23 protein-coding genes are annotated in these 23,959 nt (G+C 48.7%); 4 read left to right on the top strand and 19 right to left on the bottom strand.

The window, feature by feature from the left end:
• Positions 1-269 precede the first annotated feature (269 nt).
• Positions 270-1,208, top strand: a complete 939-nt coding sequence (locus L6442_RS29285; protein ID WP_212979050.1) for a DMT family transporter — start codon at positions 270-272, stop codon at positions 1,206-1,208.
• A 515-nt stretch (positions 1,209-1,723) separates the two neighbouring features.
• Here L6442_RS29285 and L6442_RS29290 read toward each other — a convergent pair.
• The 12 genes from L6442_RS29290 to L6442_RS29345 form a co-directional block, all read right to left on the bottom strand.
• Positions 1,724-4,702, bottom strand: a complete 2,979-nt coding sequence (locus L6442_RS29290) for a DEAD/DEAH box helicase (protein WP_212979051.1) — start codon at positions 4,700-4,702, stop codon at positions 1,724-1,726.
• Positions 4,699-6,333 (bottom strand): SWIM zinc finger family protein, encoded by a 1,635-nt coding sequence (locus tag L6442_RS29295; protein WP_212979052.1) that lies wholly within the window; start codon positions 6,331-6,333, stop codon positions 4,699-4,701. The genes L6442_RS29290 and L6442_RS29295 overlap by 4 nt, the downstream gene beginning before the upstream one ends.
• Positions 6,334-6,354: 21 nt before the next feature.
• Complete coding sequence (locus L6442_RS29300; RefSeq protein WP_212979053.1) at positions 6,355-6,783, bottom strand: DnaJ family domain-containing protein; 429 nt, start codon at positions 6,781-6,783, stop codon at positions 6,355-6,357.
• A 147-nt stretch (positions 6,784-6,930) separates the two neighbouring features.
• Positions 6,931-7,317 (bottom strand): VOC family protein, encoded by a 387-nt coding sequence (locus L6442_RS29305; protein WP_212979054.1) that lies wholly within the window; start codon positions 7,315-7,317, stop codon positions 6,931-6,933.
• Positions 7,318-7,480: 163 nt separating this feature from the next.
• Positions 7,481-8,146, bottom strand: a complete 666-nt coding sequence (locus L6442_RS29310) for a carboxylesterase family protein (protein ID WP_212979055.1) — start codon at positions 8,144-8,146, stop codon at positions 7,481-7,483.
• Positions 8,147-8,331: 185 nt separating this feature from the next.
• Positions 8,332-10,077 (bottom strand): methyl-accepting chemotaxis protein, encoded by a 1,746-nt coding sequence (locus tag L6442_RS29315; protein ID WP_212979056.1) that lies wholly within the window; start codon positions 10,075-10,077, stop codon positions 8,332-8,334.
• A 222-nt stretch (positions 10,078-10,299) separates the two neighbouring features.
• Positions 10,300-10,848: a GNAT family N-acetyltransferase gene (locus L6442_RS29320; protein ID WP_212979057.1), complete on the bottom strand. Its 549-nt coding sequence runs from the start codon at positions 10,846-10,848 to the stop codon at positions 10,300-10,302.
• 257 nt (positions 10,849-11,105) lie between these two features.
• Positions 11,106-11,372, bottom strand: a complete 267-nt coding sequence (locus L6442_RS29325) for a CD3324 family protein (protein WP_194232535.1) — start codon at positions 11,370-11,372, stop codon at positions 11,106-11,108.
• 540 nt (positions 11,373-11,912) lie between these two features.
• Complete coding sequence (locus L6442_RS29330) at positions 11,913-12,299, bottom strand: DUF5684 domain-containing protein (protein ID WP_212979058.1); 387 nt, start codon at positions 12,297-12,299, stop codon at positions 11,913-11,915.
• Between the two features lie 202 nt (positions 12,300-12,501).
• Entirely contained in the window at positions 12,502-13,062 is a 561-nt protein-coding gene (locus tag L6442_RS29335) for an NADPH-dependent FMN reductase (RefSeq protein ID WP_194232536.1), read from the bottom strand.
• 24 nt (positions 13,063-13,086) lie between these two features.
• Positions 13,087-13,551 carry a MarR family winged helix-turn-helix transcriptional regulator gene (locus tag L6442_RS29340; protein WP_194232537.1) on the bottom strand — a complete coding sequence of 155 codons (465 nt, stop codon included), beginning with the start codon at positions 13,549-13,551 and terminating at the stop codon, positions 13,087-13,089.
• A 147-nt stretch (positions 13,552-13,698) separates the two neighbouring features.
• The gene (locus L6442_RS29345) at positions 13,699-14,127 is read right to left on the bottom strand and encodes an Lrp/AsnC family transcriptional regulator (protein ID WP_373871819.1); all 429 of its coding nucleotides are present in this window, start codon (positions 14,125-14,127) and stop codon (positions 13,699-13,701) included.
• A gap of 128 nt (positions 14,128-14,255) precedes the next feature.
• Here L6442_RS29345 and L6442_RS29350 point away from each other — a divergent pair, with 128 nt between their 5' ends.
• Positions 14,256-15,002: an MBL fold metallo-hydrolase gene (locus L6442_RS29350; protein WP_212979059.1), complete on the top strand. Its 747-nt coding sequence runs from the start codon at positions 14,256-14,258 to the stop codon at positions 15,000-15,002.
• A gap of 84 nt (positions 15,003-15,086) precedes the next feature.
• Here L6442_RS29350 and L6442_RS29355 read toward each other — a convergent pair whose 3' ends face one another.
• From L6442_RS29355 to L6442_RS29370, 4 genes are all read right to left on the bottom strand, one after another.
• On the bottom strand, positions 15,087-15,569 hold the full coding sequence (locus tag L6442_RS29355) for a GNAT family N-acetyltransferase (protein ID WP_237100126.1): 483 nt from the start codon (positions 15,567-15,569) through the stop codon (positions 15,087-15,089).
• Between the two features lie 15 nt (positions 15,570-15,584).
• Positions 15,585-16,034 carry a DinB family protein gene (locus L6442_RS29360; RefSeq protein WP_212979060.1) on the bottom strand — a complete coding sequence of 150 codons (450 nt, stop codon included), beginning with the start codon at positions 16,032-16,034 and terminating at the stop codon, positions 15,585-15,587.
• A 168-nt stretch (positions 16,035-16,202) separates the two neighbouring features.
• Positions 16,203-17,039 carry an alpha/beta fold macrolide esterase gene (gene mle, locus L6442_RS29365; RefSeq protein ID WP_212979061.1) on the bottom strand — a complete coding sequence of 279 codons (837 nt, stop codon included), beginning with the start codon at positions 17,037-17,039 and terminating at the stop codon, positions 16,203-16,205.
• Between the two features lie 334 nt (positions 17,040-17,373).
• Positions 17,374-18,153 carry a DeoR/GlpR family DNA-binding transcription regulator gene (locus tag L6442_RS29370; RefSeq protein WP_212979062.1) on the bottom strand — a complete coding sequence of 260 codons (780 nt, stop codon included), beginning with the start codon at positions 18,151-18,153 and terminating at the stop codon, positions 17,374-17,376.
• A gap of 273 nt (positions 18,154-18,426) precedes the next feature.
• Here L6442_RS29370 and L6442_RS29375 point away from each other — a divergent pair, with 273 nt between their 5' ends.
• Together L6442_RS29375 and L6442_RS29380 are read left to right on the top strand one after the other, a co-directional pair.
• Positions 18,427-19,386 carry a metallophosphoesterase family protein gene (locus L6442_RS29375; protein WP_212979063.1) on the top strand — a complete coding sequence of 320 codons (960 nt, stop codon included), beginning with the start codon at positions 18,427-18,429 and terminating at the stop codon, positions 19,384-19,386.
• 22 nt (positions 19,387-19,408) lie between these two features.
• The gene (locus tag L6442_RS29380) at positions 19,409-20,266 is read left to right on the top strand and encodes a DMT family transporter (RefSeq protein ID WP_212979064.1); all 858 of its coding nucleotides are present in this window, start codon (positions 19,409-19,411) and stop codon (positions 20,264-20,266) included.
• A gap of 155 nt (positions 20,267-20,421) precedes the next feature.
• Here the strand turns inward: L6442_RS29380 and L6442_RS29385 are convergent, their stop codons facing one another.
• The 3 genes from L6442_RS29385 to L6442_RS29395 are packed head-to-tail and all read right to left on the bottom strand — an operon-like array spanning position 20,422 to position 23,846.
• Entirely contained in the window at positions 20,422-22,095 is a 1,674-nt protein-coding gene (locus L6442_RS29385; protein ID WP_212979065.1) for a glycoside hydrolase family 13 protein, read from the bottom strand.
• Between the two features lie 57 nt (positions 22,096-22,152).
• Positions 22,153-22,980, bottom strand: coding sequence for a carbohydrate ABC transporter permease (locus tag L6442_RS29390; protein ID WP_212979066.1), 828 nt, complete (start codon positions 22,978-22,980; stop codon positions 22,153-22,155).
• Complete coding sequence (locus L6442_RS29395) at positions 22,980-23,846, bottom strand: carbohydrate ABC transporter permease (RefSeq protein ID WP_212979067.1); 867 nt, start codon at positions 23,844-23,846, stop codon at positions 22,980-22,982. Before L6442_RS29395 ends, L6442_RS29390 begins: the two co-directional genes overlap by 1 nt.
• Positions 23,847-23,959: the final 113 nt, after the last annotated feature.

Consider the following 23,959-nt stretch of genomic DNA (forward strand, 5'->3'; position numbering starts at 1 on the left):
ATATGATCACTTGCCAATTTGCGTAAAATAACTGAAGATTGCGGAACAAATCCATACTATTACGTAAACGCGGATCGCATCCATACTATTAAGTTAACGCGGAACGCAAGCAGTTTCCTGCCATCTCCCGCCGTAACGGCGGCACAGAAATAATCTGTGCCGGTACAGATGACATTTTATTATATTGTTGCACGGCTGCTCCCGGCTTAGAATAGAAAACATAAGCAGGACCGGTCCTCCACAGCGCGCATAATATTAGGGAGGTCATCATGAAATTTCCAATTCAGCAAAAAGCCATATTGGCAGCGGTTATCAATGCCATCATCATCGGCTTTTCATTCATATTCGTCAAACACTCGCTTTCTTTTGCCGACCCGCTGGATTCGCTGGCGCACCGCTTTACGTTTTCTTTTATCGCGGCCACCCTGTTTGCTTTTCCGGGCTGGTCCCGGCTCAAAGCCATGCGGAAGCAAGCATTCGCCGTTATTCCGCTGGCGCTTCTGAATCCGTCGCTGTTTTTCGCTCTTCAGGCTTTCGGACTGCAGCATGCTTCATCCGCTATCGCAGGCATTGTACAAGCCACGGTGCCGGTGTTTACGATGATCCTTGCCGCCGTATTCCTAAAAGAACGCGCCAGCACGGTTCAACTGCTGTGCACGCTTCTGTCGGTGTCCGGAGTCATCCTTGTTTTCGCCGTTCCGGGCGTTGGCGCTTCTTCCGCCAGTTTCTTGGGCATTACTTTGATCCTGCTGTCGGCATTGGCGCTGGCCGGTTATACAACGATCGCCCGAAAGCTGACACAGACGCTGCGCCCGAAAGATTTGACTTATATGATGATCCTGTTCGGATTCATCGTTTTCAACCTGATCGCTCTTGTCAAACACGGAGCTGCGGGCACCATAGGAACATATTTCATGCCGCTTCGTAAACCGGGTTTTATCGTCGATATGGCATATTTGGGCGTGTTATCCTTCCTTGTGACTTCATTTTTGTCCAATTTTGCGCTTTCGGTTCTCGAAGCGTCCAAAGTCAGTGTGTTTGCCGGCTTGTCCACAGTCGTGACCATCGCCGGCGGGGTACTGCTGCTGCATGAACAGCTCGGCTGGTATCATTGGGTCGGAGCGATCATGATTGTGTCGGGAGTCACAGGCGTGAACCTTGCCAAGAAAAAGCTCCCACCTGCACAAAAGTCTGCAGAAACTAGTTAATAACTTGAATTATGAATCCATTTCATAATGAATAATATTACAGGTATTTGAACAGCGGCATTATGAAGTGGTGATTTAGAAAAATAATACAATTATTACAAATTCGACTATTTCGCAGGAGGCGGCACAAAAAATGACGGGCTGTTCCATCTGAAAAGTTGCAAAAGCGCATCTATTTTAACGTTCCAGGCAACTATGGCTAGAAAGCTTGCAAAAGTGCATCTTTTCCCCGGTTTATAGGCATAAGCAGACGATTCATGGTCAAATGGATGTACTTTCGCAACAATTTTGCATTTCACGCTATAAAATGCCTGAAAAGGATGCACTTTCGCAACATTTTCTATTTCACATGATCAACTGTCTGCAAAAGCTTGCGCCCTGAATCCATTTCATAATGGATTCATATCGAGTATTTGAACCTGGATATCGAATGTTACAGTTGCGCCCCCCCAAAATCTTCAACATGAAGCTGCATGACCGAGGTCAACATATATCCATTCACATACACGTAATCACTACCCGTTCCAGTCACTCCGCAAAGTAAACAGGTCTTTCAGCGCTTCCGTCGATAGTTCGGTAATCCAGCTTTCCGTGCTGGAGATCACGTTATCGCTCAGCTGCTGCTTGCTTTCCAGCATTTCATCAATGCGTTCTTCAAGCGTACCGAGAGAGATAAACTTGTGCACCTGCACATCCTTGGTCTGACCCATCCTGTAGGCCCGGTCTGTCGCCTGGTTTTCCACGGCAGGATTCCACCAGCGGTCAAAGTGGAAAACATGGTTGGCGGCCGTAAGGTTGAGACCAACGCCCCCGGCTTTGATCGACAGGATAAACACGCTAGGCTGCTCCTCAGGCGGCAGCGTTTGCGATTGAAACTGTTCGATCATCCGGTCGCGGGCGGACTTGGACGTGCTTCCGTTCAGGTAAAGCACTGGCTCCTTAAGTTCTTGCTGCAGTACACGCTGCAGCATCTCTCCCATGCCAATATACTGGGTAAAAATAAGGCAGCGATCCCCCTCTTCGCGCAGTTCCCTTACCATGTCCAGCAGCCGCTCAAGCTTGGCTGATCGGCTTAATAGGGCCTCAGTGTTCATAGATTGATCCTCATCCTTCGGATATTCAAAGGATTCCCCTGTCAGCAAAAGCGGATGATCACAGATCTGCTTCAAATGGGTCAGAGCCGATAAGATCGCTCCCTTCCGCTGAATGCCTTCCAGCTTTTGCACACGGTTCATAAGATCGTTTACTGTCTGGTCATAAAGGGCTCCCTGCTCGGAGGTCAGATGAATATAGGTTTTCATTTCGTTTTTTTCAGGCAAAGCAAGCTGAATAGCCGGGTCTTTCTTCTTACGGCGCAGCATAAACGGTTTGACCAGCTTCTGCAGTTGCTGCGTCCGTTCTTCATCCCGTTCCTTTTCAATCGGCTGTATGAACCGGGCGCTGAACGCCCGCAGGTTTCCCAAATACCCCGGGTTCATGAAATCATACAGGGACCAGAGCTCGGATAACCTGTTTTCGATCGGCGTTCCCGTCAGCGCAATGCGATGCCTCGCCGGGAAGCTGCGGACGGCAGATGATTGTTTCGTCTGGGCATTTTTAATGTTTTGGGCTTCATCCAAACATAACGATTCCCAGGCAACCGCTTTGAGAATATCCTGATCCAATGTCGCCGTCGCATATGAGGTCAATACGATATCCGCATGCCGGATTTCCCGGCGGAAGGCTTCCTCATCGGAACGGCGGCTGCCATAGTGCAGCATCACATTCAAAGAAGGAGCGAACCGTCCCAGCTCCTTCTGCCAATTTCCGAGTACGGACGTTGGGCAGATCAACAGAGATGGCAGCTTCTGTTCTTCTTCCCCACCGTTTTCCTTCAGATGCAGTAAATACGTAATAAATTGTACCGTCTTCCCCAGACCCATATCGTCTGCTAAACATGCCCCTAATCCGAACCGCCGCATAAAAGCAAGCCAGGAAAAACCGTCATATTGATAATTGCGCAGCTCGGCTTTGAGTCCTTGCGGCACGGCAAGCCGCGGCCATTCCGAACGCTGCCCAAGCTGATTAAACAGTTCCATGAGATGCTCATTCAGCTCCACCTCAAGTTCAATCCGGGTTGAGTTTTCATTCGTTTCATCTTCCTGCGACTGGTCTTCCTTCCCGCGCTGCGCCCAGTCATCTTTTTTCTGAAGATGCAGCTGCAATACATCCTGAAAGGAAAGGCCCTGCTTCCGGTCCATTCCTTCCATCATCTGCCCGATTTGTTTGATCAAAGCGGGATCAAGAGTCATCCACTCTCCCCGGAAACGAACCAATCGCTCATTGCGCGCCACCAACTCTTGAAACTCGGATTCTGTCAATTGGGTTTCGCCAATGGCAATACGCCAGTCGAATTGAATGATCGAATCAAGTCCAAACAGGGAGTTGCCTCCGCTTTGACGTTTATCATCGCCTTCATCCGCACGTACTTTGGCCCGAAGCTTCGGTTTCTTCCGGCTGGCCGCTTCCCACCATGCAGGCAGCAGCACCTGCCATCCGGACTCCAGCAAACGCCGGCTGTCCACCGTCAAAAACTGCCACGCGGCCCCATCGGACAACGGTTTACCGAGCAAATCATCGCTGTGACCTTGCTCTACAAAGCCCGGCAGGCTTGCTCGCAAATGATCACCCCATCCCGCGGAGCGTTCCTTCACATGGAATGACCATGAATCCGGCCATACGCCCGATACATGCCCATCAGGCCCAAGCCGGACCGGAACAAGCACCGACGGGTCAAACTTATCCTGCAGAACCAGCTTAAGACGCCATGCAGGGCTGTCTTCATCCGGTTCCAGCAGCTGCAAAAGCGGCCGGAATGGGGCCATATCCGCTTTCCAGCCTATTGAAATCAGCCACTCTTTTTCTTGGAGACCGCCAGTCGCGGCTCCTGAGGCAAATAACATCGGATATTCCCTCCGCAAATCGGTAGCCGCGCTTTCCGTCCCATAGCAGCTCTGGAACACCAGCGCCGAAAAAGCCGACTGCAGCCCCTGGGCAAACTCCGGACGGCTGCGGTCGATTCGCTGCCGGATCTGATCTTCCATTAAAGATCGATCCCAAGTCCACTGCAGCTTCCCTTCCCGAAAGGAAGCGAAGCTAGGAATAAACCGTTTCTCGCAAACGCAATCTACAAGCGTCGGAGCAAGCCGGAGCAGAGCTTCCGCATCCTGATCCCACTCCCATGTAATATGATGAAGCAGCGCCCGCTCCGCAAAAAAAGGAAGAACCTGCTCGGCGGGAAGAACGACAAGCTGGACGCCCTGGCCCTGCATCTGGCGAATCTCCAGCTCCGTCCCGTAAAACGACGCTTCATGCCATGCAAACAAACGCTGCTTCAAATCAAGTCCCGGTACGCTGCGATGCGAAGAAGACGATCCGTAAATCAGCGCATCACCATATGCACTTAAACGAACATGGACTGTAATCGCGTCTGCAAATGCCAAATATGAGCTCATGAGATCAGCTTTCCTTTCTGAAGCTCTTCCTGCAAGGCGCGCAGCCTGCTGTGGCGATTGGCGAACATGGCTATATACTGTTCCCACCGCTCTTCCCGCTTCAATTTTTTATACAGCTTGGATAAACGCTTGAGCAGTTTCACCGCAGCTTTGTAGGCTTGTCTGTTTTTCAGGAGAATATATCGTTCAACGGCCTGGTGATAAAAAGGCAGAAGCAGTTCGGGCGCATGCTTTTCAATCGGCTGAAGCACGCTGACGCGAAATTCGAGCGGTTCCTTCCCCGTGCTCAGCTGTATATCCATCCACTGCCGCCATCTACCGTAGGTTAACAAACTATCCTCATAAACCTCTTTTGAGTAAGGCAGCATGCCCGCGAGCGTCTCCCACATCCGGTCTTCACTCTCAGGTAGATGCCGGACAGCCTGTTCCCAATACTCCATGTATTCATGCAGATCGCCCCTTTTGCGGCTGCCCAGCATCGGTCCGGTCTGCACAAGCCATTCCGCAAAACGCGGCCAGTCTTCCGCAGCCGCCAAACCTTTCGGGAAGGAAAGAAGGAATCCATGCGGAATGATAAACTTTTTCCCTGCCTCCTGAAGCCACGTCCAAGCCTGCCGGTCCTCGCCCATCAGAAAATGGATTCTGCTTTGCGCCAGCATCCACGGCAAGCGGGAAAGAGTCTCTTCAAGCTCCTCTTCCGCAGATTGCAGCTTATGCAGCTCTTCCGAACATAACGTCGTATCTTCCAGATTGGGATACAGCCATTTACGCCAAAACTGGTCGTAAACCACAAATAAATAGCTGCAGCTATTCGGCCCCGTCAGCATCTGCCTGCGCAAATAAGCGAGAGTTTTGAGCATACGCGGCCATAGTTCCGGTTCGCTGCGGATCGCAATGTCTTGGTCGAATATATATCCCATTGCCTCCTGCAGATCGTCTGCGGCAACTTGGGTGTGATAGCCCAAATACGTATGGGCATGAACAGGATGCTGAACCGGCTTAGTCAGTTTAATGAGCAAAAACAGATGGGCATGGAGATCAAACAGCTGTTCCAATGCAGGAGGAAGCGCAGGCTTCAAGGCATAAATCGCCTCAATGGCCTTCCTCGCATACTGGACATTCGTACTGCCGAAGTCGAGCGGCGTTATGCATAGTTTGAATAAACCATGCCATTCGGCAAGACTCATATCGGGAATGCGGCTTGCCTTTGCCTGCAAAGCAGAGATGGTATCTCCCTTTCCGGATGCGTCCACCCCGGTTGAGTGTGATGACTGCAAAGGCAGAGGATGCTTTAATGCCGCAGTCGCATGAGCATTCACGATGGCATGAATGGAGCGGCCCATCTGGCTGGCATAATCCAGCAAAACGGCAATCATATGCTTGCAAAACCCTGAATCCGGACAAGAGCAGCGGCTTGCGGATAACCTATGGGTATCGAGTTCGACCTTGTGTTGGTCATCCTCTTCGACAAGGGCCGCCACATGCCCGGTATCCGCAATACCGGTTAGACGAACACCCCCCTGTTTATAACATTGAAATCCGCGTTTGATCGTGAGGTCGCTGAATTGCTCCCCTACCGACTGAATAAGTTTCTGCCACGTTATATCATCTATGGTTTCATTTGAATTCATTATGATATCGTCTCCCAGGTGCTAAACCCATTTTTCATAGGCCGTATGGACGTTTTCGATGGAAATCAGCCCTTTTTGCAGCAACGGGTTCGGAACGATCCGGTTAAATTTGCGAATCTTCTGATTAACCCCTTCTAGGCCGGTTTCCAGGTCTTTAATATGACCCGCCTGCTTCTGATCGGCCAGATGTTTGATATCCGCAGCGATTTCTTTCCGCAGTTCGATCCAAGGCGGCTGATAATTGGCATTTCTCATCACGCTGGTCAGGACATCTCCCTGTTCGATTTTTAGAGGTTTGCCTTTGCCGGGCAAATCGTCAAAACCCCCGTTTTTCGCAAATTCGTCCACAGCCGATTCGACAAGACTTCCCCTCCCGGACATATCCCGGCAGTTTTCTCCGGCGTTCCCTTCTTCTTCCTGCCTTCCGGCCTTCTTATGATTAAAATCCATACTTCCACCTCTCCTTTGAAAAACGGATGATCAATCATGAATGAAAAATGGTTGCGCAAGTTATAAGCTCATTGTAGCATATGGATTTAACCAGACCGAAAAAAGAACCCCATCTCATGCCCTTCCAAGGCGGGGTTCTTCTGCAGCTTAATCGATATAATTGGACACTTCAACCAAATTCCCATCCGGGTCCCGCACATACACCGAAATGATTCTGCCTACGGCTCCCGTGCGCAGCACCGGTCCTTCCTCGATCGGGACGCCAATCCCTTCAAAATGCCGAACGACTTGTTCAATGGGCGCCTTTGTAATTAAACAAAAGTCCGCCGATCCGGGAACCGGCTTCCTGGCCTTCGGCTCAAATTCCTTTCCGACTTCATGTAAGTTGAATTTTTGCCGTCCGAACAAAAGCGCCTTCCGGTTGTCGCCAAATTCAACCACTTCCATATTCAATGCCTTTCGATAAAAATCAATGGTCTTATCTATGCTTTTCACCGTAAGGACAAGATGATCCAAGGATTCGATTGTAATCATCGTTTCACTCCTCCCGCGTTTATTCCGGCTGCTTCCCCGCTGACTTGACTTCATACCATGCCGTGACTAATTCACGCCTATAACCAGCAGTTCCTCGCCAAAAGCTTTATAGGGATTGCCTTGCAGCATTTTTTCCTTTTCGGTGATAGGTCTGACGCCTTGACTATGGACGTGTCAATAATTGATGCCGCAGCAACCATTCGTACAACTCAGGGTTATCATAGGTTTCGCTCCAGGAGTCATGATTGGCTTCCGGATAAACCGTCAGCTTCGCATCGCCGCCTATCGATTGAAGCGCCTGCACCATCTCTTCCGATGCAGCCAAAGGGACCACATCATCCTTGGCCCCGTGAAAAGCCCAGACTGGCGTATCTTTGAGCTTCCCGGCCATCTTCGGAATACCGCCGCCGCAGATGGGAACCGCTGCTGCAAACCGCCCCGGATTCTCGGCAGCCAGCTGCCAGGTTCCGTAGCCGCCCATGCTGAGTCCCGTTACATAAACCCGTGCCGGGTCCGTGCCGTAATTGGCCATGACCTCATCAAGCACCTGCATCACGGCATCTTTTTCGGCATTCCAATCGGAGCCTTCCGGGCATTGCGGCGATATGGAGATAAAAGGAAATTCCGGATCCCGTTCGGCAATGAGTGGTATGCCGTGAATTTTCACCAGCTCTATATCGCTGCCACGCTCTCCCGCTCCATGAAGGAATAGAATGACCGGCCATTTTTGCCCACTATTCGGGTCATAACTTTGAGGGATATGCAGCAAATAATCCAGCATCAGCTTCTTGGTTATTTCTTTTTCCAGCCTACAGACTTGTTGACTCATCGGTTCATCCCCGCTTTCTTGATCTATTTCGTGCAATCAACCATCTCAAGCTTTGCATGTTAATCCTTCCTCATTATTACGCCATCCATAGGCCATATCCTTCTTGCTTTCAGCAGGTGCCTGCCCATAGAAAACAAAAACCACCCTTTTGGGTGGCTTTGGAAAAGCTTAAAAATTTTTGTATCTTATCCCTTGAGCTTAAATACGCGGACTTCCTTCTCCAAATCATCAGCCATTTTTTGCAGCATCGTCGCCGAGCCGGCAATTTCCTGCATCGATGCCATCTGCTCCTCAGATGAAGCGGCAACGCTTTGCGAATGCTCCGATGCGTTTTTACCGATTCGGGCAAGCTCTTCAAGCGAAGCGGCAACTTGCTCGCTGCCTGCGGACATTTGCTGGGCGGAGGCGGATACCTCATGCACTTGTTCATTGACGTTTTGCAAGGAATTCACGATTTGATCAAATGTTTTGCCTGCCTGTTTGACCGATTCGGAACCGCTGGCCACCTGATCCATGCTGGCATTCATGGCTGTAGAAGCCCGATTTACATATTCGACAATTTCATTCAGCATGCCGGAAATCTTCTCGGAAGACTCCCCTGACAGCTCTGCCAGCTTCCGGACTTCCTGGGCTACCACCGCAAAACCTTTGCCGTGCTCGCCTACTCTGGCCGCTTCAATGGAGGCATTCAGCGCCAGCAGATTGGTCTGGCCGGCAATATTGGAAATAATAGCAACGATCTGCTCGATCTCATAAGACCGCTCCTTCAATTCATCCAAAATTTGCACCGTATCCGAAACCGTTGTTTGAATGCTCTCCATCCCTTGCACGGACTGCCGCACAACCTGATTGCCTGTTTCCGCGTTTCTGGCAACCTCCTGGGCATGTTCCGACAAACGCGATGAATATTCCGCGATCCGCTGGATCCCCACCGTCATCTCTTCCATTGCGATCTGGCTTTCGATGGACGACTGCATTTGCGTCTCCGAACCTTTGGCAACTTCCTGAATCGAACGGGTAATTTCCTCTGTTGCCAGCGAGGTCTGATCGGCACTGGCGGCCAGCGTTTTGGAAGACTGGGTCACCTTTTCCGAAGTCTGCTGAACGTTGTCGATCAGATGGCGGATATTGCCGATCATCGTATTGAAATTAGCCGATAAAACGCCCACTTCATCCTTGCTCTTAACCGAAGCCTCTACCGACAGATCCCCTTCCGCAACCCGGATGCTCAGTTGGGACAGCCGGGCAATAGGCCGCAGCGCGTATCTTACCATAAAGATCGTAAAGATAATAAACACGACCGCAACCGCTATGCCGACAACGAGGGTTTTGAAGGCTATGCTGCGCTGTTTATCGGCAATCATTGAATAATCGAAATCAACGCCAAAGACACCAATCTTCTTGCCGCTGGCATCTTCGATCGCGCTGACGACACTAACCCATTTGCCGAACTCAGTGGTATACACTGCGGAAGTGGCGTAGCCCACCTTGTCCATCTCATCGAGAGCCGCCTTCATTGCCCCTTTGGCTTCATATTTGTCTCCTGGCTTTACTCCCTTATCATATAACTCTTGGTTGGCTAAAATGAGCGTCATGTTTCTAACGTCACCTTTGGACTCGCCGTCATCCATATAGATGTAGCTGTTGGAAATTTTCTCGTTTTTTTTCATGCTGTCCAGCTGCCTCTGAACCTGCCGAATATGTTCATCTTTCATCAGTTCATCCGAACCAAGCAGCGTTTTCGCCTTTTCTATATACGGAATGTCCTCAACAATAATGTTGTAAAGCGTCCACTCCATATTGGAGAGTTCCTCCATCTGCTGGTTTCTCAGCTGCACATTAGCTGACGTGGATAGAATGCTTTCCAGCAAAAAAAACAGTACTGATAAAACAATGATCGACTTGAACACCAAGCTGCTTCTTCTTTTCATAATCCATAACCACCCACTCTATGAAGTCCATTGCATATTCCAGACCGCTGTTTTGTTGTTCACATAATGTTCATTGACAAAACCGCGTTTCCGAAGCATAGCACCATGATGATTGTTATATCGTCATTTGGGTGGCCATAAATGAAGAGCATCTCATCTATTTCAATAAAAAAATGAAAACTTATGAAATAATTTGGAATTACGCTGATCCCACTAGAAAATTCATTCTAGAATAAGGTTGTTTTCAAACCGAAATACCTTCGATATGCCAAAATGAGGGAGATCCTCGTCACTTTCCGTGTACCGGTTCGAAGTCAAATTCGAAATTGTTTTTCTCCAGAAATTTTGGGTGCGGACATTGTTCTCCCCTTCGGTCGTAAAAAGCATCCATTTACCAGGAAACAGGTTAAAAATACTTACTGCCGCCTGCTCGCCCACGCCTTTACTCCGATAGGGCCTCATTATAAAAAATTCATTCATCATAAACTCGCTTTCATCCACCAAATAAGGCGGCGTGGCCACCAGCCCAAACCCTGCCGGGAGTCCGTCCACCCGGATCAGGTATGGGAATAAAATATTTTCCTTCTGCCACCAAATATCAAAAACCGGGATCTGCTCCTGCAGTGTTTTGTAATCATCGCTATCTTCAAACACGCCATATGCATTTGGCATTGTTTTCCTGATTTCGGCCAGGTCATGTAAATAAAGCGGGTATAGATTATTAATAATGAATTTGTCATCCAACGTGCTTAATTCAACGGTTACATTCATCGCAATTCCTCCTTCATAAGTCCGATTATATATGCCTTAGGAAGCGATAAATATACCGAAAACACTGCCTAACCGAACACATCACAACAAAATAACCCCACAAAGCGGCCGATGCTTCGATACAAAATAACCCCACAAAGTGGAGCCTATGCTTCGATGCTTATTCCAAATACTTTGCGGGGACCCCCAAAAAAACTTATAAATTCTATACTGCCAAAAAAACCGTACAATCCGAGGATTGTACGGGCTAAACTGCATTACGATTTGGAATATATGATTTTTTTGACCGTGTCATAGGCTAAACCAAACTGGGATGAAAGCTGTTCGATGGACCGCCCCCGCGTATATGCAAGGCGGATTTCCTCATTTCTCAGGCGTAAAGCTTCCCTGCTCCCGGAACGTTCCCCCCAAGCTTTTCGGGCGCCTTTCATAGCAGGGATATAAATCCAGTCCCCTTGTACATACTGCTGCAGCTCATCCAACAGCCGCTTGGGAAAAACGGCTTCGGCATTGATATATTTCATTAGCTCTGCTCCTTAATATCTTTATTTTGACGTTAAGGCAGCAAAGTCTCTATGACGGTATGAATCCTTATTTTTTTAGACCGGAAGGGGCGGTTCCTGATCTGCGCTGCTCCATGCAATTAACCGCCGCGGCAACGTCATACAGACTTTGCATGGAGCTTTCCCTGAAACTGTTCGCGTATCTCACGCTATAATCCCTCCTGTTTACCGATGTTACTCCCGAGTGTACAACAAAATTCAGGTTCGATCCAGTTTACATTGCCGTTTCTAAAACCCTGCCATCTGAAATCCTTTGTCTAAGAAATGCGAAATTCACCCCACAAAGTGACGTGTAGCCTTTGAAGCTTATTCCGATTACTTTGCGGGGACCCTGGAAGTTTATACTTGATATGTTAAAAAAGCCGTCCCCATCCGCTGTTTGGAGACGGCTTTTCTCATGATCTGTGCATCTTTAACGATAAATCGAATCATCAAGGCTGATGCATCAAAATTGCTTCAAGTTTCATTTACTTATGTAAGATTGATGCCTGCACCCTCTGCTTAGAAAGAAGCAAATGTTCCCGGGGGAGCCGGGGGTGCGTCAAGCACGTATTGCGTCTTGCTGGAGTAACCCCAAACTATCCACATAATAATGTAAACCGGAGCCAGGAAAATACAAAAAAGAACATGAGCCGAGTTTTTGCCGAATGCATTCAGCAGCCTTACCTGCCAAATGATCGCAAACACGACGTTCGCAATCGGCACCAGCATGATCAAAATCCACCATGCGTTCTCCTTGATCAGCTTCAATTGCAAGATCGTGTTCAAAATCGGAACGAACGCAAACCAGGCGATATCGTCTCTCCCCGCCTTTTTGGCGAGTTGGAAATACGCGCCGCAAATCACAAGATAAATCGCAACATAAAGTACAATCAGAACTCCTACCAATGAAATACCCCCAAAAATGTAATGACGTTAAAAATGCACCTTTCCTAAATTCGCCATATATTTCGGAATTCCTCCTAAATTGTCCCTATTTAGACATGAAACTACATCTTGGGACGGTTGACTTTTATGGAATACCTTATACGAACATACATAAAACCCCCGCAGCAAAAGCCGCAGGGGTTTCGATCAAACCCGTTTATTTTTATTTTAACGCCATTGCAGACGCTTGTTGGTTATACCATTTCACGAAGTTGTTAATAACGGAATCCAGGAAGATCACTGTTGCTTCATCCGTGATATTGCCTTCTGCATCCATTTTTTCGTGAACGACACCCACATATACTTCATTGCCTGGAAGCAGCGGAGAATTGACCCCCGGCGAGAAGAGAATATCGCGTAGATGCTCTTGGGCGTGGACGCTGCCAAGAAGACCCATGGATGCCCCCATAATGAAGGATGGCTTGCCTACCATTACACGGTCTCCGCGGGACAGCCAGTCAATGACGTTTTTCAGAACGCCGGGAATCGAATAGTTGTACTCAGGCGTTACCCATAAAACGGCATCGGCCGCAGCCACTTTTTGACGAAGTTCCTGGACAGCAGCAGGCGGATCATTTTCGATATCCTGGTCATAAAAAGGAATGTCGCGGAGGTTCAAAATCTCAACGTCCATTTGTTCCTTGTATTTGTTCTTAACATACTCCGCAAGCTTCCGGTTATATGAATCTTTACGGATGCTTCCTACCAGTGCTACTACCTTCATCTCTCTCATTCCTCCTATTGGGATTTATTTATCGGTATTGCAAAAGCCAGGGCAGCCAAACTCCTTCCGTACGTTGTCACGCACCTTCCCAAGCAGCCGCCTGAGTTCGGATGTTTCCTCTTCCGTCAAACCTTTGCTTAACGACTCCCGCGTGGCAATACTGATGGTGTTCACGACCTCTCTAAGCTCCTTGGCTTTATCGGTAAGGTACACCTTAAAGCAGCGCCGGTCATTCGGGCATCCCACTCTCCGAATATATTCTTTGCCTTCAAGGCTGACAATCATTCGGGTAATGCTGGATTTATCCTTCCCGAGCTGCCGGGCGATGCAGTTCTGCGACATCCCTTCCTCTTCAAGCAGCAGAGCCAGGATCAGATACTGTTCCGGGGCTAATTGATAGGGAGCCAGCTGATTTTTCATATACTGCGTGATCTCCAAATCAACGGTATGAATCAGAACCCCAATGTTGTCGAATACCCTTGATACCACCCTATCACCTCGTTGGTTGATATAGCAACTGTTGACGTAAACAATTATCTGATGTCCGCCCAGTTTTGTCAAATACTTCCGATCTTTTGATGTGTTGACAGCAAAAAATCCCCTGTTTGCCATGCTTCGCTCGGGGATTTTCATTCGTTATTTCATCTGCCCGATCGACAGACTTAATTTATAATTTCCGTAATCCAAAATCTTATCCAGCAGCTCATTCAGCTCCTGCGGCGAGCCGATCCGCACGCGCATCCAATAGCAGCCTTCGCCGCTCACGCGATGTGCTTCAACTACCTGCTTATGCTGCTGCACGAAGGACTGAAACTGTTGATGGGCCATGGGAGATTTCAAAAAAACCGTTACAAATGCCTGTACGGACAACCCGATTCTTTCCGGATTCCAGCGCAGCGTATAACCTTCGATTACTCCCGCGTCCTCCATTTTGCGCACCCGTGCGCCTACTGCCTGCCCCGTCAGGTGAACGAGCTCGCCGATTTCCTTAAATGAGCGGGTCGAATCTTCAATCAAATGCTCTAAAATCCGCAAATCCACTTCATCCATCGTAAATTGATTCACTTTTCATAAATTCCTTTCACCGTGAAAGTTTCGGCCGATGTTTCGTTTCACCATGTTATGTGCTCACATGCCAACCGCATTTATAATAATAGCAGATCGACAAATTCCAAGCTAAGGGGTGTCATGACATGAAGATACAACTGATCCGCAACGCTTCATTATGGCTCGAATATGCAGGCCATAACTTTCTTATAGACCCGATGTTCAGCGACCAAGGGGCCAATCCGCCGGTGTTCAATACCGCAAACGACAAACGGAATCCGCTTGCTGCGCTTCCTTTGCCTATAGAAACGTGGGTACAGCCGGATGCCGTATTGTTAAGCCATTTACATCCGGACCATTGGGACCCGGCGGCAGTGGAGGCATTGGATAAGACAGTACCGATTCTGTCTCAACCTGGTGAAGGGGATGCCGTACGTAAAGACGGTTTTACAAACGTGACGGAAATGGGCGAAAGTATTTCTTTTGGAGATATAACAATCTTTCGCACATCGGGCCATCATGGCATCGGCGAAATCGGCAAGTTAATGGGACAGGTATCCGGGTATGTGTTCAAAGCTGTAGGCGAACCAACCCTTTACATCGCCGGTGACACGATTTGGTGCGATGAGGTAAAACAGGCTCTGGATGAACACCGCCCTGACATAACCATCGTTAACGCAGGCGGAGCCCAATTTCTGCAGGGCGGTCCGATCATCATGAACGAAGACGACGTCGTAAGCTTATGCCGCTATGCCCCTTACACAAAGGCGGCTGCCATTCATATGGAAGCGATCAACCACTGTTTTACCACAAGGGCAGACCTGAAGGAACGGCTGCTTGCTGAAGGGCTGGAAGATCAGGTTCAGATTCCTCTGGATGGCGAGTGGTTTTAAAACAGAGATATCGGAGAGCAATAGGGTTATGCTTCGCATAACCCTATTGCTGCAGCGGCTGCATAACTTTTGCGATACTGGCTGTTATACTACGGCTAACTCGTAAATATACTGCTCTCCGATGATTCCTTCCCTTCTTCTTCCGGTATCCCGAAATCCTACTTTTTCATACAGCTTCTGCGCAGGAATATTTTTATGATTTACCGCCAAAATCACCTCATTGTATTCCGGGAACTCGTTTTGGACGAAGTCCTGCAATAAAAGCATCGCTTTTTTGGCATACCCTTTTCCTTGTTCAATATGATTAATCGATAATGCCGTTAACAAAATGGCTTGCGGGTTATCGCTATAATTCTTCACTCTTTCGCTCGTATGAAGCAAAAAAAATCCTACGGGCTTCTGTCCATATGTGATGACAATCGGGTGTTTGCCTTCATCCGCCTCCAGCACTTCAAGCGGCAGGGCCGTAAACCGTGCTTGTTCGTCAGGAAGCCGGAATGCCGCGAGAGTTTCTTTATCCTTTTCCGTATACCTATGCAGGCTGAGCTGATCAATTGTGCACGACACTCGAAGTATCCCCCTTTATTTTGTCCCGAAAATTTGATTCAGATGATGTTCCATGTGATCAACATAGTCGTCGATTAGCCATTGCAAGGTTACCGTTTGCTCCTCGCTTAAAAGAAACCCGTTTGTCAATTGATTTTCTGGAGTTCTCTCCCACACGGCCGCAATCTGCTTGTTTAAGCTCACCCAAAAACTTAAAATATGCTCGAACGGAAGCTCCTGATAATTCATCAATCGCACCCATTGATCCTGATCGTATTTGATGATTGTGTTCGGCTGTTCTTCATATTGGGCCCGTACAAATCTTTGCAGATTGTTCAGCGCGGAGTCGCATAGATGGCCGAGTATTTCTTTTCGGGACCATTTATGCGGCTGCGGCCGTTCGGATATTTCCTGTTCCGACAATCCGCCGAATTTTACAGGAACCTCTGTCATCCAAATGTTCAGACGATCTAAAGCTGTTTGCATAACGTATCCCTCCCCAATGATCAATCCTATATAGTCTGGTTCATATTCCTATTTTACCTGTTTTTTTGCAAGACATGTTATCCGGATCCTTCAAGCCAAAAAAAGACCTGCCTCAGAGTTCTGAAGTGCAGGCCTTTTTCACCAAAGGTATGAATCAAAAAAGTCTTTTTACAATGCCGTATGATCAACAAGTGTCTGAATCATCACATCCCAGTCATCTATGTGAAGCTCATGCCCGGCCCCGTTCAGCGTCACCAGCTTCGAATTAGGGATAACTTCCGACAGATGGACGCCATGGGCATAAGGAATAATCGGGTCTTCCGTGCCATGAATGATCAATGCGGGCACATCGATTTCATGCGTTCGCAAAAGATACGTTTCCCCTCCGGAAACGAGTGCATGGTTTATCATGCTGGCCGGATTGAGAGAGCGTTTCGCTTCCTTTTCCGACAAAAGCGCTACTTTCCGCTCGTCGAAAGCACGCTCGGAACCCCTAAGAATCTTCCATTTTCCTAATGAAAATGCCGTTATCGCCTGCACGTCGGACCAATCCACATCTCCTGAATGCGCAAAAAACTGCTCTACCTTTTCTTCCATCAGAGGAAGTCCAGGCGCAAAATTGGATGACGAGATTAGCGTTACGCTTAGAACCCGCTCCCGATGCCGCAGCGCGAGAATCTGTGTCAGCATCCCGCCCATCGACATGCCGACGATATGCGCTTTTTCGATTCCGTATCCATCCAGAACCCCCATCGCATCATCCGCCAAATCTTCAAACGAATATTCAGGTTCTCCCGGCGTATAAGTGACCGAGCGGCCTACGTCGCGGTTGTCGTAGCGGATGACGAATCTCCCCTCGTCCGCGATCCTTCTGCAAAAGTCATCCTCCCACCAAATCATTGATACAGAAGCACCCATAATCAGCAGCACAGCCGGATTTTGGGGGCTACCGAAGCTTTCCGTACAAATGTCCACGCCGCGTGTTTTTACAAATCGTTCCGTCATTTCATATCCCTCCGTTTACTTCTCATTGATGAAATAAAAAAACACAGGCCTTCGCCTGTGTTGGTATGCAGTAATCGGGAATGAAAGTATCGGACGCGAAACATACTCTATGATCACCAGTCTCAAACGAGCTGACTGCATAGAGCTTCCGGCTGCCGTATGTTGATCCTTTTTCCGATTACTGCGCCAAAAAAGCACAGACTTCAAGCAAAACCCTATTCGCTTAAAGAGAAACCGGAAAAAAAATTAACACACGTAACCCCTCCGTTCGTCTGAATTGCCTTTATATTAACACAATGATAGATGGCTTACAAATATTCCTCTAAAAAATGCACTATCCACTTTTGCTGCTGATCAATACTTCAACATCCAGCTTGTTCAGCGCTTCGATCCATTCCTTGGAGCAGCCGGGATCCGTGACAATCATCGATATTTGCTCAATCGGCGCAATTTGCGCGAATGTCGTAACCCCGAATTTGGAGTGATCCGCAACCAGGATGGCTTCTTCGGTTCGCTGCATCATTTTGCGCGACAGCAGCGCTTCTTCCAGATTGTATTCGGTAATGCCGTCGGCCAGCGAAATTCCTCCCGCTGAAATGAAGGCTTTATTCACTTTAAATTGACCCAGCAGCTGATGGGCGATGGCCCCGGTCGCCGCTTGGCAGCTCATGTTGACCTCGCCGCCGGCAAAAATGACTTTTCCTTGAAACCCGTCGAGCGCACAGGTCAAAATCGGCACGGAATTCGTAATGACGGTCACGTCGGCCCGATCCTTCAGTTCACGCATAATTTCGATCGTTGTCGTTCCATTGTCCAGCAGGATGGTCTCCCCTTCTCTCACGAGAGAAGCCGCAAGTTTTCCGATCGCCCGTTTTTCGCCGCTGTGCATCTGGGATCTCTTGATAAAGGTCGGCTCGATCCGTTCGGAACGGGTCTGTACCGCACCCCCGTATACTTTGCGCAGCCGTCCTTCCTTTTCAAGCCTGTCCAAATCCCTGCGGATCGTCTCCGTTGAGACGTCAAACAGTTCCGCCAGGGCATGAACCTGCACTTTTCCTTCCGTATTCAGCCGGGCGAGAATCGTTTGACGTCGCTCTTCATAGGTTAGGGACATATCAGCATTCCTCCTCACCTGTGCAATTCCAATTGCTTTCGTGTGTTTTTTTGTTGTTTTGTTTCAGTTTATTCGTTTCGAACAATCGTTGTCAAACGACAAAGAGAACGTGTCCTAAAAAATATAGCGAAATCTATGCATGTCCTTCGAGCATGATATCTAAAAAAGAATTGACAACATTTTACGCAGAGCATACAATCAACATGAAAACAACAAATTTAATTATAAAACAACAACATTACAACTTTAGTTTTTACAAGGAGGAAATTTTTCATGAGCCGCCAATTATCTTTCCGGCAGGATGGAACCTTTACGATTGTACAATTCACCGATCTTCATTGGAAAAACGGCGAACCCGAAGATTACCGCACCCGCTCCCTCATGGAGATGGTCTTGGATGAGGAAAAACCGGATATGGTTGTCTTTACGGGCGATGTCATCTATACCGGTCCCGTTTCGCCCGGCTACACCGAATGCCAGAATCCGGAGCAGGCCTTCCGGGATGCGGTCGGCACGGTCGAACAGCGCGGTATCCCATGGGCCGTTGTTTTCGGCAATCATGACACGGAGCAGCACATCACCCGTGAAGAACTGATACAGGTTGTCATGACGCATAAGCACACCTTAGCCGAATCCGGACCAAAGGAAATTACCGGTGAAGGCAATTATACGGTCGAACTTGTCGATGCCGAAGGAAAGCCGGCGGCCAATCTATATTTTCTGGATTCCGGCAGCGTGTCGCCGCTGGAGCATGTTCCCTATTACAACTGGATTCGACGGGATCAGATCGATTGGCTTGTAAAAGAATCGGAGCGGTTGAATCCTGACAACCAGGCGAAACTGCCTGCCCTCGCCTTCTTCCATATACCGATTCCGGAATATCAGGTTGTATGGGATACGCAAACCTGCTATGGCCATAAACATGAACCGGTCTGCTGCGCCCCCGTCAACTCGGGATTGTTCACCGCTCTCCTTGAGATGGGCGATGTTGTCGGCACGTTCTGCGGACATGATCACGTGAATGATTATGAAGGCATGCTGCATGGCATCCGTCTTTGCTACGGTCGGGCAAGCGGTTTTAACACTTACGGCAAAGAAGGATTCGAACGCGGCGCGCGCGTGATCCACCTGAAATCGGGAGAAGCCGGTTTCTCCACTTGGCTGCGCCTGGAGGATGGTTCGGTTGTCAGCAAGCAGCCTGTTCATCAACCCGAAACAGCCAACGAAAAATAAATATTAAGGAGTATTAGCATCCATGCTTTTACCTATTCTGCTTGTTCTTGCTTCCGGCATGGCGCATGCCGTATGGAGCATGTTCACCAAACGGAGCGTGAACAAAGGCGTTTTTTTATGGTCGATCATGATGATTCCTTCCGTTCTGCTGCTTCCGGTTCTGGTAGCCGAACTATGGCGTCATCCTTTGTCGTGGGGCGCGTACGGGCTTCTCCTGCTGTCGGTTATCCTGCAAGGATTGTATTCATGGCTGCTGTCCAAAACGTATGAGCTTGGAGATCTGTCGCAAATTTATCCGATTATGCGCGGGACCAGCACGCTTTTGGTTCCGCTGATCGGCGTCGCTTTCCTTCATGAAACGCTGACTGCCTTCGGATGGCTCGGAATTTTATGTATGATTGCAGGCTTTTTCCTGCTAAGCGGTATGGGCCGAGGCGGCAGCAAGAAAGACGCCCGGCCCCAAAACCTTAAGCCGTTTCTGCTGGCGCTTTGCGTCGGCCTTTGCACCACCTGTTATGTATTCGTGGATAAATTAAACCTGGAAAATGTTTCGCCCTTGGCTCTGCTCGAAGTAACGAACATCGGGTTTGTGGCCGGTTTGACACCGCTTGTGCTCACTTCCGGCGCGTTGCGGCAGGAATGGAGAACAAATCGTTCCACCATTTTCCTGGGAGCCATATTGAACCCCGGTTCATACCTGCTTTTCCTGTTCGCGATGCAGCAGGCGCCTATGGCCCATATCAGTCCATTGCGGGAGATCGGCACCGTGTTCGCCACCTTCCTTGGCGTCCTCATTCTAAAGGAGCAGCAGGGACTCAAACGGATTTTATCTTCCATTGTGGTTTTTTCCGGCATTCTGTTGATCGGGATGCTCGGATAGATACAAAAACAACCCCACAAAGCGGAGCCCATGCTTCGAATCTTATTCCAAATCCTTTGCGGGCACCCCAAAAAACTTATCCATCCTGCAATCACCAAAAAACGGGCAAGCCGAAAAGGCTTCCCGTTTTTTAATGGCTTAAAATGCACAATGCATTATTTTAATTTCAGCACTTGGGCTTCGTAAGGGCGTAGCTCCAATCCGCGGAGATTCGCTTCAGCCGGCCATTCATAGTTGCCGATGAGCTGCTCTGCCCCATTATATTGCACGTTGTCCGGAAGATGAAAGGTTACCGGCTCCGCGAAGAAGTTGAGGATGATGAGCAGCCGTTCTTCCCCCAGAGTCCGGGTATACGCATAGATACGATCATTTTCCTCCAAGAGAAGATCATATTTACCGTAAACGATCACTTCATGCTGTTTCCGAAGTTCAATCAGACGGCGGTAATAATGGAAAATGGAATCCGGATCTTCGAGCGATTCCTTGGCGTTGATATGCACATAATTCGGATTCATTTTCAGCCAAGGCGTCCCTGTCGTAAAACCGCCGTTAGGCGAGTCATCCCACTGCATCGGCGTACGGGCGTTATCCCGCCCTTTGTAGTAGATCGACTCCATGATTTGCGCTTCGGAACGTCCTGCTTCGCGATACTCGCGGAACATGTTGAGCGTTTCAATATCCTTGTACTCTTCAAGCGTGTCGAAACGGACATTGGTCATTCCGAGTTCTTCGCCTTGATAAATATAAGGCGTTCCTTGCAAGGTATGCAGCAGAGTGGCCAGCATTTTGGCCGATTCCTTGCGATATTTGCCGTCATCCCCGAAGCGGGACACCATGCGCGGCTGATCATGGTTGTTCAGGAACAGACTGTTCCAGCCCTTGCCTTCAAGCTCGTACTGCCATTTGCTCATGATTTGCTTGAAACCTGCGAGCTTCCAAGGTATCACATTCCATTTTGCTTCAGGACCCGAGTCGATATCCATCAGCTCAAACTGGAAGACCATGTTCAATTCGCCCCGGTCCTCACCGACAAAAAACGAAGCCTCGTCAGGGGATACCCCTGGTGTTTCCCCGACAGTCATCACATCGTATTTGGACATGACTTCCCGGTTCATTTCCTGTAAAAATTCATGAATGCGCGGACCGTTCATGAAATATTTGCCACCGTCGTTGTATTTGCCTTCGCCCGCTGCATCCGGCAATCCCTCAACCTTGCTGATCATATTAATGACATCCATCCGGAAGCCGTCAATGCCTTTATCCAGCCACCAAGTCATCATGTCATAGACTTCGCGGCGGACCTTCTCATTTTCCCAGTTCAGGTCCGGCTGCTTCGAAGAAAAGAGATGCAGGTAATATTGTCCCGTCGTTTCATCGAGCTTCCATGCGGATCCGCTGAAGATGGAAGCCCAGTTATTCGGTTCCTTCCCGTCTTTGCCGTCACGCCAGATATAGTAATCACGATAAGCGTTATCTTTGGATTTGCGGGATTCCAGGAACCAGGCATGTTCATCGGAGGTATGGTTTACAACCAGGTCCATAATCAGCTTCATGCCCCGGCTGTGCAGACCTTCCAGAAGCCGGTCCCAATCCGCCATCGTGCCGAATTCATTCATAATCCCTTGGTAGTTGCTGATATCGTATCCGTTGTCGTCATTTGGAGATTCATACACCGGGCTCAGCCAGATGACATCCACGCCCAGCTTCTGCAAATAATCCAGCCGGGAGATGATTCCCGGAATATCGCCGATCCCGTCCCCGTTGCTATCCTGGAAACTTCGCGGATAAATCTGATACACTACGCTTTCTTTCCACCATGTTTTTTTCATCTCTTTTTCTCCTATCCATTTGATCTTTAATGACATACGAGCCATATCCAGGTCCGCTTATGATTTCACCGCGCCTTGCGTTATGCCGTTAATGATCCATTTCTGGGCTACCAGATATACGATGACCATCGGCGCCAGCGCAAGCAGGTACGAAGCAAACGCAAGGTTGTAATCCGTGCTGAACTGCCCTTGGAAAACGTACTGTACCAGAGGCAGCGTATAAGAGTCCGGTTCGCTCAAAATGATGAGCGGCAGCATAAAGTCATTCCAGGTCGACAGACAGCTCAGAATGGCTACCGTCGCATTAATCGGTGCGAGGAGCGGGAAAATAATGCGCCAGAAGGTTCCATACGTCGTTGCTCCATCCACCGTCGCCGCTTCTTCCAGTTCAACCGGAATGGAGCGGATATAACCCACATACACGAAAATGTTAAAGGCAAGCCCGTACACAATATATAAAATAATGATGCCCGGAATATTGTTCATATGCAGATCCGTCGTCAATTTTACGACCGGGAGCATAATGATTTGAAACGGGATGAACATGGCGCTGATAAAGTATAAATACAGGCCTTTAAAAAATTTCTGCTTAATATTCCGTGCCACCGCGTAGGAAACAAGCGAATTGGTCAGCAGAATGAAACTAACGGAAATAAACGTGATCAGCGCGCTGTTTTTAAAAGCGCCGAAGAAATTCGTTGCTTCGATCGCCCGTGCGAAGTTATCGAAATGCAGCCCTGTCGGCAGCGAAAAAATCGACTTTGCCATTTCTTCCGGATTTTTCAGCGCAATCGAAACCGTCATATAAAGAGGGAATAAAATAAGCAGAGACCCAAGAGTGATCAGGATTGTGACGACCCAATTCGTTGAGCTGCGTTTTTTCATTAGGCATCCATCTCCCTCTTCTGTAAAAAGTTAAGCTGTACCACGGAAATGATCACAATTACGATAAAGTAAATGACGGCATTGGCCGATTGATAGGCAAATTCCCCGCCTTGAAACCCGCCTTGATAAATCAGCATGGCAATGGACTGCGTAGCCCGCCCCGGACCGCCCCCGGTAAGCGCCACGATCTGGTCGAACACCATAAGCGAATTTTTCATGGCAAGCACCATGTTGATCGTAAAGAACGAAGCCAGCATAGGAAAAGTAATGGACCGGAATGTTTCCCATTTGCCGGCTCCATCGATGTCGGATGCTTCATACAGATCACGAGGGATCGTTTGCAGGCCGGCCAGATACAATATGGTGTTAAAAGCGATGCCCTGCCATACGGCCACGATCACGATGCCGACCCAGGCCCATTTTTCGCTTCCCAAAATATTGATGGCGAGCGTCTCGCTCCCCAGTGCCTCCCCGATCGTCGGTATGGCGTTCGCAAAAATATAGTTGAAAATATAACCTACGATCAAAACGCCGAGGACGTTGGGCAGGAAATACACTCCGCGGAAGAAATTGCGGAATTTAATCTTTGAATTCAGACCCAACGCGATCAACAAGCTGATGACATTAATCAAGACCGTCACGACGATCGCGTATTTAAAGGTAAACAAGTAAGCATTCAGTACGTTTTCATCCGTAAAAAGCGCCTTGAAGTTCTTGAAGCCTACGAAATCATAACCGTCGCTGTAACCGTCCCAGTTGGTAAAGGAATAAAAGATCCCTTGCAGCGTGGGAAAGGTATGGAATGTGAAGAACAACAGCAAAGCCGGTATCGTCATGCTGTAAAACGCTGCTTTTCTTTTTGACATAGGGCTCCTCCTTTTTCATAGCGAAAACAACCCCACAAAGAGTATCGGAAAGAAGTAAGGGCGCCTCTCACAGAGGGGCGCTTTTGCGGAGCAAAAGTACGGAGTGACATGTG

The sequence above is a fragment of the Paenibacillus azoreducens genome (assembly GCF_021654775.1).
In the GTDB taxonomy this organism is placed as follows: Bacteria; Bacillota; Bacilli; order Paenibacillales; family Paenibacillaceae; genus Paenibacillus_AQ; species Paenibacillus_AQ azoreducens.